Source organism: Aquiflexum balticum DSM 16537 (genome assembly GCF_900176595.1).
Lineage (GTDB): Bacteria > Bacteroidota > Bacteroidia > Cytophagales > Cyclobacteriaceae > Aquiflexum > Aquiflexum balticum.
Map to the genome: position 1 here is coordinate 1,046,226 of NZ_LT838813.1, position 14,516 is coordinate 1,060,741.

16 protein-coding genes and 1 riboswitch are annotated in these 14,516 nt (G+C 38.8%); of the genes, 6 read left to right on the forward strand and 10 right to left on the reverse strand.

The genetic code is table 11. From position 1 onward, the window contains the following. Window positions 1-154: 154 nt before the first annotated feature. The 3 genes from B9A52_RS04610 (at window position 155) to B9A52_RS04620 (ending at window position 4,724) form a co-directional block, all read left to right on the forward strand. Complete coding sequence (locus tag B9A52_RS04610) at window positions 155-673, forward strand: hypothetical protein (protein ID WP_084119194.1); 519 nt, start codon at window positions 155-157, stop codon at window positions 671-673. 149 nt (window positions 674-822) lie between these two features. Beyond that, complete coding sequence (locus B9A52_RS04615) at window positions 823-1,887, forward strand: fatty acid desaturase family protein (protein WP_084119195.1); 1,065 nt, start codon at window positions 823-825, stop codon at window positions 1,885-1,887. Between the two features lie 171 nt (window positions 1,888-2,058). Beyond that, window positions 2,059-2,155: riboswitch (TPP riboswitch) on the forward strand. 172 nt (window positions 2,156-2,327) lie between these two features. Beyond that, complete coding sequence (locus tag B9A52_RS04620) at window positions 2,328-4,724, forward strand: TonB-dependent receptor (protein ID WP_084119196.1); 2,397 nt, start codon at window positions 2,328-2,330, stop codon at window positions 4,722-4,724. On the opposite strand, the gene B9A52_RS04625 is transcribed toward B9A52_RS04620, so the two are convergent. The 6 genes from B9A52_RS04625 to B9A52_RS04650 form a co-directional block, all read right to left on the reverse strand. Further along, complete coding sequence (locus B9A52_RS04625) at window positions 4,721-5,545, reverse strand: hypothetical protein (RefSeq protein WP_157370067.1); 825 nt, start codon at window positions 5,543-5,545, stop codon at window positions 4,721-4,723. The two genes, B9A52_RS04620 and B9A52_RS04625, sit on opposite strands and share 4 nt — an antisense overlap. Before the next feature lie 385 nt (window positions 5,546-5,930). After that, window positions 5,931-6,530: a hypothetical protein gene (locus B9A52_RS04630; protein ID WP_084119198.1), complete on the reverse strand. Its 600-nt coding sequence runs from the start codon at window positions 6,528-6,530 to the stop codon at window positions 5,931-5,933. Between the two features lie 10 nt (window positions 6,531-6,540). Beyond that, entirely contained in the window at window positions 6,541-7,299 is a 759-nt protein-coding gene (locus B9A52_RS04635) for an SDR family NAD(P)-dependent oxidoreductase (RefSeq protein ID WP_084119199.1), read from the reverse strand. A gap of 9 nt (window positions 7,300-7,308) precedes the next feature. Beyond that, entirely contained in the window at window positions 7,309-7,767 is a 459-nt protein-coding gene (locus B9A52_RS04640) for an RES family NAD+ phosphorylase (RefSeq protein ID WP_084119200.1), read from the reverse strand. 15 nt (window positions 7,768-7,782) lie between these two features. Further along, entirely contained in the window at window positions 7,783-8,253 is a 471-nt protein-coding gene (locus B9A52_RS04645; RefSeq protein WP_084119201.1) for an antitoxin Xre/MbcA/ParS toxin-binding domain-containing protein, read from the reverse strand. A 76-nt stretch (window positions 8,254-8,329) separates the two neighbouring features. Then, window positions 8,330-8,809, reverse strand: a complete 480-nt coding sequence (locus tag B9A52_RS04650) for a GNAT family N-acetyltransferase (protein ID WP_084119202.1) — start codon at window positions 8,807-8,809, stop codon at window positions 8,330-8,332. Window positions 8,810-8,920: 111 nt separating this feature from the next. On the opposite strand from B9A52_RS04650, the gene B9A52_RS04655 reads away from it, so the two are divergent. After that, window positions 8,921-9,697: a type III pantothenate kinase gene (locus tag B9A52_RS04655; RefSeq protein WP_084119203.1), complete on the forward strand. Its 777-nt coding sequence runs from the start codon at window positions 8,921-8,923 to the stop codon at window positions 9,695-9,697. Here the strand turns inward: B9A52_RS04655 and B9A52_RS04660 are convergent. Then, entirely contained in the window at window positions 9,672-10,364 is a 693-nt protein-coding gene (locus B9A52_RS04660) for a peptidoglycan DD-metalloendopeptidase family protein (protein WP_231955492.1), read from the reverse strand. The genes B9A52_RS04655 and B9A52_RS04660 overlap by 26 nt on opposite strands. A gap of 55 nt (window positions 10,365-10,419) precedes the next feature. On the opposite strand from B9A52_RS04660, the gene B9A52_RS04665 reads away from it, so the two are divergent. Continuing rightward, the gene (locus B9A52_RS04665; protein ID WP_084119205.1) at window positions 10,420-11,376 is read left to right on the forward strand and encodes a pyridoxal-phosphate dependent enzyme; all 957 of its coding nucleotides are present in this window, start codon (window positions 10,420-10,422) and stop codon (window positions 11,374-11,376) included. On the opposite strand, the gene B9A52_RS04670 is transcribed toward B9A52_RS04665, so the two are convergent. Continuing rightward, on the reverse strand, window positions 11,373-11,885 hold the full coding sequence (locus B9A52_RS04670) for an FKBP-type peptidyl-prolyl cis-trans isomerase (protein WP_084119206.1): 513 nt from the start codon (window positions 11,883-11,885) through the stop codon (window positions 11,373-11,375). The two genes, B9A52_RS04665 and B9A52_RS04670, sit on opposite strands and share 4 nt — an antisense overlap. Window positions 11,886-12,109: 224 nt before the next feature. After that, a complete protein-coding gene (locus tag B9A52_RS04675; RefSeq protein ID WP_157370068.1) occupies window positions 12,110-12,685 on the reverse strand; it encodes a porin family protein in 576 nt (191 codons plus the stop codon). A 251-nt stretch (window positions 12,686-12,936) separates the two neighbouring features. Between B9A52_RS04675 and B9A52_RS04680 the strand changes: the two genes are divergently transcribed. After that, on the forward strand, window positions 12,937-13,305 hold the full coding sequence (locus tag B9A52_RS04680; RefSeq protein ID WP_231955605.1) for a secondary thiamine-phosphate synthase enzyme YjbQ: 369 nt from the start codon (window positions 12,937-12,939) through the stop codon (window positions 13,303-13,305). Window positions 13,306-13,333: 28 nt separating this feature from the next. Here B9A52_RS04680 and B9A52_RS04685 read toward each other — a convergent pair whose 3' ends face one another. Beyond that, window positions 13,334-14,455, reverse strand: coding sequence for an AAA family ATPase (locus B9A52_RS04685; RefSeq protein ID WP_084119208.1), 1,122 nt, complete (start codon window positions 14,453-14,455; stop codon window positions 13,334-13,336). Window positions 14,456-14,516 lie beyond the last annotated feature (61 nt).

Consider the following 14,516-nt stretch of genomic DNA (forward strand, 5'->3'; position numbering starts at 1 on the left):
CATCCTCTTCCAACGAATATCTGCTTCTCAATAACCCATTAAAGCCCTACTGTAAAAGTACCGTGAGATCTATTTTCTTACCTATTTTGAAATAAGGCATTCTTTATTTAAATTTTTAAGAATTTTCTGATTTACTCTTCAACTCCAGCACATCATGAAAAAATTTTGGGCCTCATGTTTCTTTTTCTTTCTGTTCTCAATCTCGATTTCCATAGCGCAGGACAAACCCAATGAAAATGAACCCGCAAAAATCATAGGCTATTTCAGCTATCTCAATCCCCTTGTGAAATTCAGTGGAGGCGAGACTACCAACAATTTCAGTAACGGCTATGCCATGGGTTTTCCCACAGGGCTGGTATACAGAACCAACAGCAACAGATATGGGTTTATATTTGAATTGGTCCCCATCATAGTTTTCAAAGAAGGTAGCAGCAGGATGGACAATTTGGTGCTTAATCCGGGGATTCAGTTTCACTTCCCCAATGGATGGAATTTCAACCAATTATTGTCCTTTGAAACTTCAGGGAGATACGGTTTGACTCCAGTTATCAGCAAGACTTTAAAAGTTGGTCAATTCACCTCTTGGTTTATGACTATACCAATGCCCATACGTTTTGGAAATGATGATCCAACCTCCCTTGAATTGGCACTTCAATTGGGCATTGCATTTTAAAAAATGTTAATTCTCTATATAATTATACCATACTTCACATATTTCAATAAATTAAACTTATTTTAAGCTACATTTGTAGTAAGACTGTAGAAAAATCACCCAGTTTACTATGCAATCTTTAGAAATACAATCATCTCAATATCATAATCATGCGTGCCCCAAGATTCAACAATGCCTCTACCTTTCATTCAGATCTGAAGGAAAGGATTAAAAACTACTTTACTGAAAAAAATGTAAAAGAAACAGGAAATTCATCCCTGTATTTTAAAGCGATCCTATTTGTGATTGCTTTCATAGCTGTCTATATCCATTTGATTTTCTTCACGCCTTTTTGGGCGATTGGAGTTCTGGAGGCTATCCTTCTCGGGGGACTTGCTTCAGCCATTGGATTCAATGTAATGCATGACGGTGCACATGGGAGTTTCAGCAGAAAAAGCTGGGTCAACGAAATTGCAGGTTCTTCTATCAATTTCCTTGGAGCCAATGTATTTATGTGGAAGACCAAGCACAATGTTGCCCACCATTCCTTCACCAATGTGGCTGACCATGATGATGACATGAATGCCAGGCCTTTCTTAAGATTGAACCCAACACAAAAGCACTTTAAAATTCATAAATACCAGCATCGTTATTTTCTTTTTGTTTATGGTTTATTATATCTGTACTGGGTATTTGTCACAGATTATAAGAAATATGTACAAAAAAGAGTAGGTTCTGTGCCTATTCAAAAAATGGGCTGGAAAGAGCATACTTCTTTTTGGATGTTTAAAGTAGTTCATCTGATTTTGTTTGTGGCCCTGCCGATCTATATGGTAGGATTCACACCATGGTTGGTTGGTTTCTTGGTTTTTGGGGTTTCAACAGGAGTTTTCCTCAGTGTAGTTTTCCAACTTGCCCATTCCTTGGAGGAAACAGCATTTCCTTTGCCGGATGAAAAAAACAAATTGGAAAACGATTGGGCAATACATCAGTTGAAAACAACTTCCAATTTTGCTACGGATAATAAAGTGCTTTCTTGGCTGGTAGGGGGATTGAATTTTCAGGTGGAACACCATCTTTTCCCGAATATTTCCCATATCCACTATCCGGCTATCAGTAAAATAATTAAGGAAACGTGTAATGAGTATGGTATTCCTTATTTGGAACATCCAAAGATGAGATTGGCCTTCGCATCACATGTGAACCATCTCAGGGAACTTGGAAGAAATTATTGATTTTAGAAATTATTAATGAAATGAAATAGCTACAGTTTTTACTGTGGCTATTTTTTTTGGTTTAGTCCTTAATTGCTTAGAAATTAACTTTGTACCAAAATGACATTTGACCATTTTTACTTTTCATCCATTTAAAATTTGGATAACGAGCATTTCAGACTAGATTTGCATCAAGATCATTAGGGGTGCCTTAACAAAACGGGCTGAGATCATACCCACAATACCTGATCCGGGTAGTGCCGGCGAAGGGAAATGAGTAACCAATACGAATTTAACCATACAAAGAGGACACGAAGTCCACAGAGTAAGTTCTCTGTTTCATGCATGCAATAATCTTTGTTTGAAAAAAGTATTGGTAAAGGGTAAACAAAAAGCAGAAAATCTCCCCTGGTTTTCTGATGTTTAACCAAAGGCCATTTAATGGCAGCATAATTATCATCATGAAAAAATTAGTATTTATACTGGCTTTTTGGCTGGTAGGAGAAATGGCTTATGGCCAAAACAGTATCCGTGGTAGTATCAAAAATTCAGACACCATGGAAGAATTGATCGGTGCAAACATCATCTTGGTAGGTACGGGCAGAGGTTCGACCTCAGATTTGGATGGCAAGTTTGAAATCAAAAATATTCCTCCGGGAAAATATACCCTCCGGGCAAGTTTTTTGGGATTTGAAAGCTTTACGATGGACTTAAGTGTTCCTTTGACCGAGGAATTGGCCATCAACCTGGATCCCAGCAGTTTGTTGACCGAAGAGTTTATGGTTTATGCCACAAGGGCTTCTGACCGCACACCAACCACATTCAAGATGGTGGACAAATCAGATATAGCCAAATTGAATCTGGGACAGGATTTACCTATTCTGCTTAATTTCACCCCATCAGTAGTCAGTTTTTCTGATGCAGGAGCAGGTGTAGGCTATACGGGCTTAAGAATACGGGGATCAGACCAAACAAGAATCAATGTCACCGTTAATGGCATCCCATTAAATGATGCTGAATCACACGGGGTTTTTTGGGTAAACATGCCTGATTTCGCTTCTTCAGTGGATAATATTCAAATCCAAAGGGGGGTGGGTACCTCCACCAACGGCGCAGCTACTTTTGGGGCAAGTTTGAATATACAAACGGATTCCTATCAGGAAGAAGCTTTTGGAGAGGTGGATAATTCTTTTGGTTCTTTCAATACAAGAAGGCATATGGTGAAACTGGGTTCCGGGTTAATCAATAATAGATGGGCTTTTGATGCAAGACTTTCCCAGATCAGTACCGATGGTTTTATAGATAGGGCATTTTCAGATTTAAGATCTTATTTTGTCTCCGGCGGGTACTTCGGTGATAATCATGTGATCAAACTGAATGTATTTTCCGGAAAAGAACAGACTTATCAAGCTTGGGAAGGTGTACCGGAAGCCTTGTTGGAAACAAACCGGACTTTCAATCCATATACTTATGACAATCAAACAGATAATTACCAACAAGATCATTATCAGTTAATTTATACAGGAAATTTAAATAGCAATTGGAAAGCGAATGCCGGTCTGCATTACACCTATGGAAGAGGGTATTTTGAACAGTTCAGACCCAATGACCGGTTATCCAATTATGGACTGGAACCCATTCAGATCGGCGGAGAGACCATAAGCCGCACAGATATCATCAGAAGGAGATGGCTAGACAACGATTTCTTTGGTGGGGTTTTTTCTTTTAATTATTTAACGGATGATGAAAAATGGAATTTGATTTTCGGAGGTGGGGTCAACCGTTATGACGGAGATCATTTCGGCGAGATAATCTGGATGGGTACTGCAGGCAACACCCAGATTCGGGACAGATACTATGACAATACGGCTATCAAAGACGATGTCAATCTTTATGCAAAAGCTACTGTGGAAGCCTCCAAAGGTTTGTTTCTTTTTGCAGATATGCAGTTTAGGGGAATAGATTATTCCTTTATCGGGGTCAATGATGACAGAAGAGACATTGAAGGAGATTATCGGTTCAGGTTCTTTAATCCGAAACTTGGCTTTTCCTATGAAACCGGAAATGGTGAAACCTGGTATGCATCCTATGCTGTTGCCAACCGAGAACCTGTCAGAAATGACTTTACAGACAGTCAGGTAGATAGAATTCCGAAACATGAAAACCTTCAGAATATTGAGGCCGGAATTCGGACACAGAAAGGCAACCTAAGCTACAATGCAAATTTCTTTTACATGAAATACAGGGATCAATTGGTATTGACCGGGCAGCTAAATGATGTAGGCGCATATATCAGGGAAAATGTTCCAAATTCATTTAGGGCTGGTATTGAACTGGACGGGGCCTATCGCGTCAGTCAAAAATTTACCTTTGGGGCAAATTTGACAGTCAGCCGAAACAAGATCAGCGAATTTACGGAGTATATTGATGACTATGCTGCACCGGAATTCAGACAGGAGGTAATTGTTCATACGAATACGGATATAGCTTTCTCCCCTAATGTAATTGCGGCAGCAATAATCGATTACAGGCCAATCAAAAATCTGGAAATCAGTCTTTTGAACAAATATGTAGGGGATCAGTTTATGGATAACACCCAAAATGATGGCAGGAAGTTGAATTCATTCTTCACCAATGATATCAGATTGAATTATTCATTAAGGCCAAGATTTGTAAAGAATCTTGAATTCACCCTTTTGATTAATAATATCCTGAACCAAATGTATGAGCCAAATGGCTATACCTTCAGCTATTTTCTTCCTGGGGAAGGAGCAACAGGAAGAGAACTTGTTACCGAAAACTTTTTCTACCCCCAAGCAGGAACCAATTTCCTGGCAGGTGTAAAGGTCAGATTTTAAAAATTTGAATCCATATCGATTTGGTATTCCGGCATCAGCGCGGCAAAAGTTGATCCTATGACAAAATCAGTCATAGGATCATTTTTTTTGGACAACCAAACAACAAACATTTTTTTCATTGGACCTACCTGAACAGCTCCTAGTGATCTGCCGTTTTCTACAAATTCAAACCCCTTCAACCATATTTCTGAACCCATCATCATATCCACCATACTTTTTTTACCGGGATTCTGATATTCAAATACAGGAAGGATGTCAATCATTCTATCACCATTTGATAACCAGCCGACAAAAACGGGTTTTTCTCCAACTCTGCTTCCGTATTTTTCGCTTACAATAAAACTCCAAGCCGGTTCCTCTGCATTGGTCTCAATCACACCTAACAGATTATCGAAATTCTCCAATACTTCTTGGTAACCACCAAAATTAATCGATGCATTTCCGCCGAAAAAAGTTATTCCTTCCTTATTGATTCCCTCATAATTCATGTTCCGGTTCAAATTGACCCAAGCGGTATCCCCTCTGTCAGAAACAAATTCAAATGATAGTTTCCTTTCTGATGATGCAGTCTCCAATGGGCTGAACAATTTTGAATTGTACTTACTCTTTGTCCAGCCTGTTTTCGTTTTAGTCACTTTATAGGAACCAAAATAATATTTGAGTATCCCTACTCCGCCTTTCATCCCGACTTCAAATTTATCTGCATTTTCGTGAAGTTCATCTGAAATAAACATCAGCTTTTGGGCTTCGGCTTTTGTTAAATCAAAAACAAAAAATCCTATCACAAAGATTACAATCAATAATATTTTTAATGGTTTCATAATCATCATGGCTTTAGGGTTAGGATTGATTTCAAGTGTTATTCTGCTTGGATAAATTTAGACATTAGTGCAAGTTATTTCTATCGACTAATACCACATGGTTTCGCATTTAATGCCATTCCTGAAATTAATTTTTTCAGATAATACTAAAATCGGTTTCTTGGTCGCTCTAAATAAGATTCCTGTCCTACAGAGTAATATTTTTAAGATTTATCGTCTCAAATAGTTCATTAATGGGCTTGGTATTATTAAATAGGATTGAAAACTCGGAACACCAATTTTTTTTCAGAATCAAAATCATTTTGATATTTAGGAGATAAGGGTTTTATTGAAAAAAATATAGTCAGAAAAGTTCTTATAAAAGATTTACGGTTTCTTTTAGGGTTTATTTTGAACTGTTGATAAGCTTAAAATAGTCTTTAACCGTAATCAGTAAGGCTTCTTTCTCATTGTCATCCACCAATATGGGAGTAAATTTTCCGTCATTCCATAACTCAAAAGAAGTATTTTCAAGAAGCAAAGGATAAAGCTTTTCAACAAATCCCAAATGTTGGAATTTATCGCCGCCTTCAAAAACCAATTCACCTTTTCTATCTTTCTGTTCAAGGTTGGACCACCTGATTTTGATAGGAAATTCTCCGGAGCTGGATTCAACAAATATATATGCTTCGTCTTTGACTTTATTCAAAAGAATGGACAACTCAATAGATAGGACCTCTTCAATTTTAGCTCTTTTCCCGTAGCGGTAAATAGTCATCTTTGCATCCTTTCTATCCTCTATGTCGTAATATGCTGCCCTGACATTTTTGAAATACAACCTTTCTGCATCCCCAATACTCATAGGACTTTCCTCCTTACCTGAATTATTGGCTCTTCTTTCGTTGAAAAATGACATGACAAAGACAAACAATAAAGACCCTATCCCAAAAATTTTCAGGATTTTCAACATTTCAGGTGAAAAGGTATCGTGTTGATTTTTTGCCATTAAATTTCATTCAATGCACATAAGAACCCGCATTGATATCTATTGTACAGCCTGTGGCATGGTCTGCCAACCCAGAACAAAGCAAAGTAACCATTGGTGCAATATCTTGTGGCTTGGTCAACTGATTGAGTGCAATATCATTTAAGGCATACTCTTCCCCATACTGATCCATAAAATCCTGCGCCATGTCAGTCCTGGTAAATCCCGGTGCAATGATAAATGCCTTGATTCCCTCTTTTCCATAATACCTGGCAATAGACCGGGTATAACTAACTATAGCAGCTTTTGAAGCAGCATAAGCCAAATAATCCGGTGTATCTCCCCTAAAGGCAGCACGGGATGAAATATTGACCAATCTGCCATTTTTGTTTTTGCGGGCATGTTCGATAAATTCCTTGGAGATGATGGCCAATGCATTGATGTTGACATCCATGGTTTTTTTCCACACTTCCAGCCAATCAGATGTCGGGGCATTATCTGCTACACCGATTGCAATACCGGCATTGTTCACCACTGCATCGATTTTCCCATAGGTATTCACTAATTCGGGAATCCATCCTGAAACCAATTCCAGATTGGATAAATCACAAGGAGCAAGATGAGAAGGGTTTGGTAAACTCAGCTGTAAACTTTTGGCCTGTTCAAGGTTTTTGTTGAAATGGATCAGCACTTCAGCCCCTGAATTGGATAGTTGTTCAGAAATGGCCCTTCCGATTCCTCTTGATGCACCTGTGACAAGAATTCTTTGGTTTTTTAGATCGATGTTCATGAAAGCTTTTTAGTAATTCACTTCAAAACCAACTTCCTCAGCGCTGATTAGTTTTACAACCTGATGAAATTCGGGATGAAGTGGGTTGATCAATATATTGAATTCATTTTCAAAACTACTGACAGGAATCCTGCAGGAAGGAATTTTTAATACAGGAGAAACCATCTGTTTGGCCCAAGCTGTACCAATTTGCTGGGTGCTGATCGGGTAGGGCCTCGTTTTCCAATCAGGTGGTAATTCATCTATTTCTATATAGGATAACTCTGTGATGAGCTCCAAAGTAACCAAAATCCAAGAGGCATTACTTACTACCGGGCCTTTTATACTCAGCAGTTCCAAGAAATTAAGCGAAGAAACACTACAGCAGTAAATCACAGGTGTACCATAAAGATTCCATCTTCCACCTCCCAAACCATAACCCAAAGGACTTCTCCCTTTTATATTTTCTATCAGCCTATAAACTTTCAAATCGGAAAAATTATTTTAGAGAAATGAGCCCCAAGACATGGCCTCCAAAGCCTGATCTACTAATTCCAATCCATAAGGATCCCTCATCAGATCTGCAGGCTTTTTGTGGTCCAAAGCGTGATTCTGGGTATGAAGCCACGCTGAAAATAATGCCTCTGTACCAAATATCCTGACACCTTTTGCAATCACTTTATCCATATCCTTGATAGTTTTGGTCAATAATCTTGTCAATGTTTTGTCTTCCTTTTTCCAACGGAAAAGCGTACTTGGATCCACCTCCATTACCTCAGCCACATCATGCTGACTATAGTCCAAAAAATCAAACAAAACCTTGGTCTCCGAAAACGACATGGTGTCATCCAAATAAGGATGTGGCTCTGAAACCATGTCAGTCCGGGTCTTAAAGAAATATTGAAGCTCCTGAATATCAAGAATCGCCGGGTGATATTCGGAACTCAGTTTTTTGATGGAATACTTATCGGCCATAACGAGGATTATTAATTACCACATAAATATATAAATATTTTATCTTATTCGCAATATCTTAATATTGCATTTGCAATTATTTTCCCAAAATCTCCTTAATTTCGTCAGCTTGTAAGTTACAATTGATCCATCCCTCATCAAGGTCTGCCCCGTATTTTTGATAAAAATTGATAGCCGGTTTATTCCAATCCAATACCTGCCACATCATTCCGGTACAGCCGTCTTCCAGACATTTGAGCATGGTCCTTTCAAAAAGCAGTTTGCCCGCCCCATTTCCTCTTTCAGATTCAGTCACGACAATATCCTCCAAATAAAGTCGCCGGCCTTTCCAGGTGCTGTATCGGTAATAATAAATTGAAATACCGATGATTTCGGTGGTACTGTCCTTGATCGCCACAAAAAATCCAAATACAGCGTTTGGACCAAAACCATCCTCTTCCATCATTTTCACTGTATTTGTGACCTGTTCCGGAGCTTTTTCATAAACAGCCAATTCTCTCACCAATTCCAACACTCTTGGCAAGTCTTCTATTTTTCCCTTTCTGATTGTATACATAATGGAAAATTACCAAAAAACAGAAAAGCAAAAAATCAATTTATATATTTGGCACAATCAAGAAAGATCAAAACCCCTTCTTTTCCGAACCATTGACCAAACAGAGAAAATATGTTTTTAGCGATTGATGCTGGTAATTCCAATATTGTTTTTGGCTTTTATGATGAAAATCAAAAGAAGTGGATCCATGAATTCCGAATCAATACCCAAAAAGGAATTTCTGTATTAAAGTTGGAAAAGGATATCCATTTGTTCTTTTTGGAAAATGACATTAAAACCGATGAAATCCTGAATGTCGGCATATCCTCGGTAGTACCGGAAATCAATCCTGTAATCCAACAATTTTGTAAGGAATATCTGGAAAAAGATTGCTACCTGATCAATGGAAGGAGTTATGACAAACTCAAAGTTTCAACTGCAAGGCCAAATGAAATAGGTTCAGACCTGATGTGCAATGTAGCCGCTGCATATGAGAAATTTCAGACAGGCTGTATCATTGTCGATTTTGGGACTGCTTTGACCTTTACTGTAGTAGGAAATGACGGAAAAATTCTTGGAGTAAACATAGTTCCCGGGCTTAAAACTGCCATCAAATCATTATTTACCAACACCTCGAAGCTTCCTGAGGTCGAATTGAAAATGCCACAATCAGCTTTAGGAAAAAACACCATTCATTCGATTCAGGCCGGGATATTATATGGCTATACCGGATTGGTCAAAGGAATGCTGGAAACCATCCAACAGGAAGTCGGACATCAATGTCGGGTGATTGCAACAGGTGGACTGTCCTCAATTCTGACAACCTTAAAAGATTCTTTCGAACTCGTGGACAGGAACCTGACTTTGGAAGGAATCAGATTGATTACCTTGAGGAATATCCGATCATAAGATTCGGGTCCGGGCAAATATTTTTGAATTTTTCGATTTCCCTATGGGAACACACACCTGGAAAATCGCCCCAATTCCCCAATAAATCCCACATCAGTTGAAAATGTACATGCGGCGGCCAATCTCCATTCTCAGGAAAAGGTCCCAAATGACAGAATTTTTCTCCTTTGAAAATTTCCTTCCCAACATCCAGATTATCCAAATCGGTAAGTTTGAGATGGCCATACAAACTGTACAGCTTCTCGCCTTTGAGTTGGTGTTCCAAAATGATTGTTGGACCATAATCACCAAAACCATGGTTATTTTGAAAGGAATAAACTTTTCCATCCATTGGGGCATAAACTGCCGTTCCCGCCTCCGCCCATACGTCCACTCCTAAATGAATATTTCTGAAATCTTCCAGATCAGTTACAAAAACCTCACTCCGTTGATAAATAGCCCGATGTTCAAAATATCCACCAATACCATATTTCTTTTTGGCGCTAGTCAATTTTTCAAAAACATAATGGTTGAATATTCCGGTATCTGAAAGGTTGATATTCATCAATTCAAGATTGGCAGGAGTAAAATCCATGACAAGGGTATTGGACTGATCCAAAGGTTCTCCCATCAAAGGAAAAATATCTACTCCCTCAAGGAGTATTTCAAGAGAAGGTCTGATTTTCATGGCTTGCAAGTTAAATATTTTGTCCGTTTTCATACCTTCCCTTATCTTTAAAACCATGAATGAAAAAACGAATTTCCCTACCCTAGAAGATATCAAAGCGGCACACCAAAGAATCCAGCCCTTTATCCATAAAACACCCATAATGACTTCAGAAGCTATTGATAAAATTGCAGGATGTCAGATTTATTTCAAGTGTGAAAACTTCCAAAAAGTCGGCGCCTTCAAAGCCCGGGGGGCTGCCAATGCGGTGATGAAGCTGACTGATGACCAAAAAGCCAATGGAGTCGCCACCCATTCGAGTGGAAACCATGCCGCAGCCTTGGCAAGGGCAGCTTCAGTGGCAGGCATCAAATCCTACATCGTCATGCCTTCCAACGCTCCGGAGATCAAAAAAAAGGCAGTGAAAGGCTATGGTGGCGAAATCATCGAATGTGTACCTACTTTGGAAGCGAGGGAGACCACTCTTGAAGAAGTGGTAAAAAGGACCGGTGCTGTTTTTATTCCGCCGTATGACTATGTAGATGTGATTGAGGGACAGGCCACCTGTGCATTGGAAATGTGGGAAGAAGGTATAGCTTTTGATACCATCATGGCACCTGTCGGAGGAGGAGGCTTATTGGGAGGTACGGCATTGACCACTAAATATATTTCACCAAATACCAAAGTAATCGCAGGGGAACCTGAGGGCGCTGATGATGCCTCCCGCTCTTTCAAAGCCAAAAAACTGATCCCCATGGTAGGCCCAAAAACCATCGCAGACGGCTTATTGACTTCTGTAGGAAAAATCAATTTTGAAATCATCATGCAATATGTAGATGATATCCTTACAGTCAGTGACCAGGAAATCATTGAAGCCATGCGCTTGATTTATGAAAGAATGAAAATCGTAATCGAACCTAGCTGTGCCGTACCGCTAGCCGCTCTCTTGAAAAACAAAGAAAAGTTCAAAGGTCAAAAAGTGGGGATTATTCTTTCAGGAGGAAATGTGGATTTGGGGAAATTGCCTTTTTAATGCTGATGCCCCCCTTTTCCGTGCACATGCCCATGATCGATTTCTTCAGGTTCTGCATCCCTTACAGAGATTATCTCACCAGAAAAATAGAGATCAAATCCGGCCAATGGTGAATTGAAATCCATATGAACACCTTTGTAATCTACCTTTAGGATTTCCCCCCTCATCTGATTTCCTTGGTCATCTTTCATGGTAATTACTTTTCCGACTTTCAATAAGTCTTTGGCTTTTTTGCCATCTTCTTTGAAATTTGCCTTGGGAACAATTACTTTTTTGCTCTCATCATAATCCCCATAACCGTTTTCAAAGTCTATAAATACTTCAAATGTATCCCCCGCTTCTTTCCCCTCAAATGCTGCTTCTAAGGCCGGAAGTACATGTCCTGTGCCAAAAAGGAAATAGAATGCCTGATCCTTTTTTACGCTTTCAAAAAACGCTTTCCCACTCTCTCCATCATCTACATGCAGTTCATAGCTGATCGCAACTACTTTATTTTTCTCTATTTTCATATCCACATTGATAAACGATTGTAATTTAAAGAAAGTAAAATAGAAATTTCTTAGTTCCTTTTTCTAATTTTTTATTTCAAATAATAGAAATCGAAGTCCATAATTTTAGGTTAATAATCATTTCCATTTTGTCCTTCAAAAAAAATCCCCACCGACCAAAAGGCTGATGGGGGGTTCAATAGATAAGTTTTTAAGGGTAAAATTTCCTTCTTTATTTAAATTAGTTATTTATGTCCAAAGAGGTAAAACACTCCCAATTGGACTCCACGGTTGGTAGCATGGAGTGTGCTTGAATCATAGATATTGCTCAATCCATGGTTGTACCTCGCATCCAATCCAAATCCTGTTGAGGGGAATACATAGCTTCCTCCGAAACTGATCCCAAGGTCCAATGAATTATATCCGTCTTTTACATTGACAGTGGTATTTCCTGACTTAGCTTTGGCGTTAACCAAGAATCCTACCTGTGGTCCGGCATGTAAACGGAAACCATTGTCAAACATATATTGAAACAATAAAGGGATATTGATATAATCAAGATTAAGACTGTTATCTGAACTTCCCAATTTTGTCCCTTGGGCTGAGTACATGATTTCGGGTTGAAAAGCAAATTGGTCGGTAAGGTGAATATGGCTTAAAAGTCCTAGATGCAAACCTGATTTAAGGTCAGACTCCCCGTTCCCATTAACGTTGTAAAAATTTAATCCCCCTTTGACTCCAATATTAGGATAATGATTTTGTGCCATTGCAGATGAAGAAATCATCAAGCACATAGTAAATGCAATTAAATAGTATTTCATAGTTTTATTTTTTGAATTTTGCTTTACAACCAATTTTATGGTTATGGTGAAATAAGCCAACAAAGGTTAGTCTTAAATAATTAAATACGTTACATTAAAAAGTAGAGATTGTTAATGATTATTTGATTTGTGTGTTTGGGAATTTACTCTAAAAAAAGTTTGTAGAATTATTAATATTGTCAAGAACCAATTTCCTTAAAATGATTTTTCAGAAAACCATTACTTTACAGCCATACCCCTGAGGATACCATCTGATTACAGATTTGATTGAAATTGAATTTCCTGAAATCAAAAGAATTCAGACAGGAATGCTTCAGGTATTTATTCAGCACACTTCTGCAGGGCTGACCATCAACGAAAATGCAGATCCAACTGTAAGAAAAGACTTTGAAACCTTTGTAAATGAATTGGTTCCGGAAAGTTATCCACGATTTATCCACACTTATGAAGGGTCAGACGACATGCCTGCACATTTGAAAAGCAGTTTAATAGGTTCAAGTGTTCAGGTGCCTGTCAGTGGTGGAAAACTTTTGCTGGGAATATGGCAAGGTATTTATCTCTGCGAATTCAGGAATCACGGAGGGCCCAGAAATCTGGTTTTGACCGTATTGGGTGAATGAATTCATCTGGTTCCAAGATTATCAGAAATTATAATTTAGCCATCCACCTGGCCAGTAAAACCTCATGAACCAGGTATGCCCCATCATCCACTACTACCAATTCGGATTTTTGAAGGGATTTGAGGGCAGTATTTACTGTACTTGCCGCGCCTAACCTGTGTTTTTGGATAAAGTCCTTGCTCAAAGGATTGTATAAAGGCTCTTCTTTCGCTATGGCTTTAAACACATTCCATTGAGTTCGGGTCAGCATCTTGGAGAAATTGGCGAAAATTCCTTGCTGTTGTTCCAATATATCCTGATAGATTTTTTGGATATGCTCATCCTTGACTTGGGTATATTGAGCATAAAGGTAGTTGCAGACCAACTGTATCGTATAGGTCTGCCCCCTTGCCCATGTGTAAATCATTTCAATTTGCTCATTGGATATAGTTTTTCCTTTTGCCTTGAAGTGCCCCTGTATAAATGGTATGTACTTTTCCAACGGTATGGGTAAGAGTGACATCAATTGTGCACTTTGATAGAATGGGCGGCTATTGTCCGCAAACATTTCTACCATCATGGTCCGATGACTCCCGCTGAAAATAAAGCGTATATCAGGAAATTTCTGGGTCCATGACCTGAATATGGCCTCAGCATTATCCTGTTCGTAATGGGCAACCTGTTGAAATTCATCAATGGTGATGACGATCTTCTTTTTTCTTTCCCTGAGAAATTCACCCAAGACATCCAAGGAATGTTCTTCAGTTCCAGGCTGTCTCAACCCTAAGCTTAACTCAGGTGCGCCACTATAGGGATCAAAACTGATAGTCGCCCCCATCATGGATAACAGTTTTTGCATGGCGGCCGAAAAACCTGTTTTGGTTTTCCCATATTTATCGTAGATCACTGTCGTAATCGTCCTCACGGCATCTTCAATGGTATGCGTTGCCAAAAAGTCCACATACAATGTTTCATATTTACCAGTATCTTCCAATTCTTCAAAAAACCGCTGTATTAATGCAGACTTCCCAAGCCTTCTCCATGCATATAAAACAACATTTCTTTCATTGTCAATATGATTTTGGAGCTTATCCAGATCATCTTCCCTGTCACAGAAATATTTTTTCCCATGATAGGTATTGAGTACAAATGGGTTATTTGGTGGTTTCATCAATATATAATCTACTATATCATTACGCAAATTACGTTACGTTATTTACGTAACGCAATGT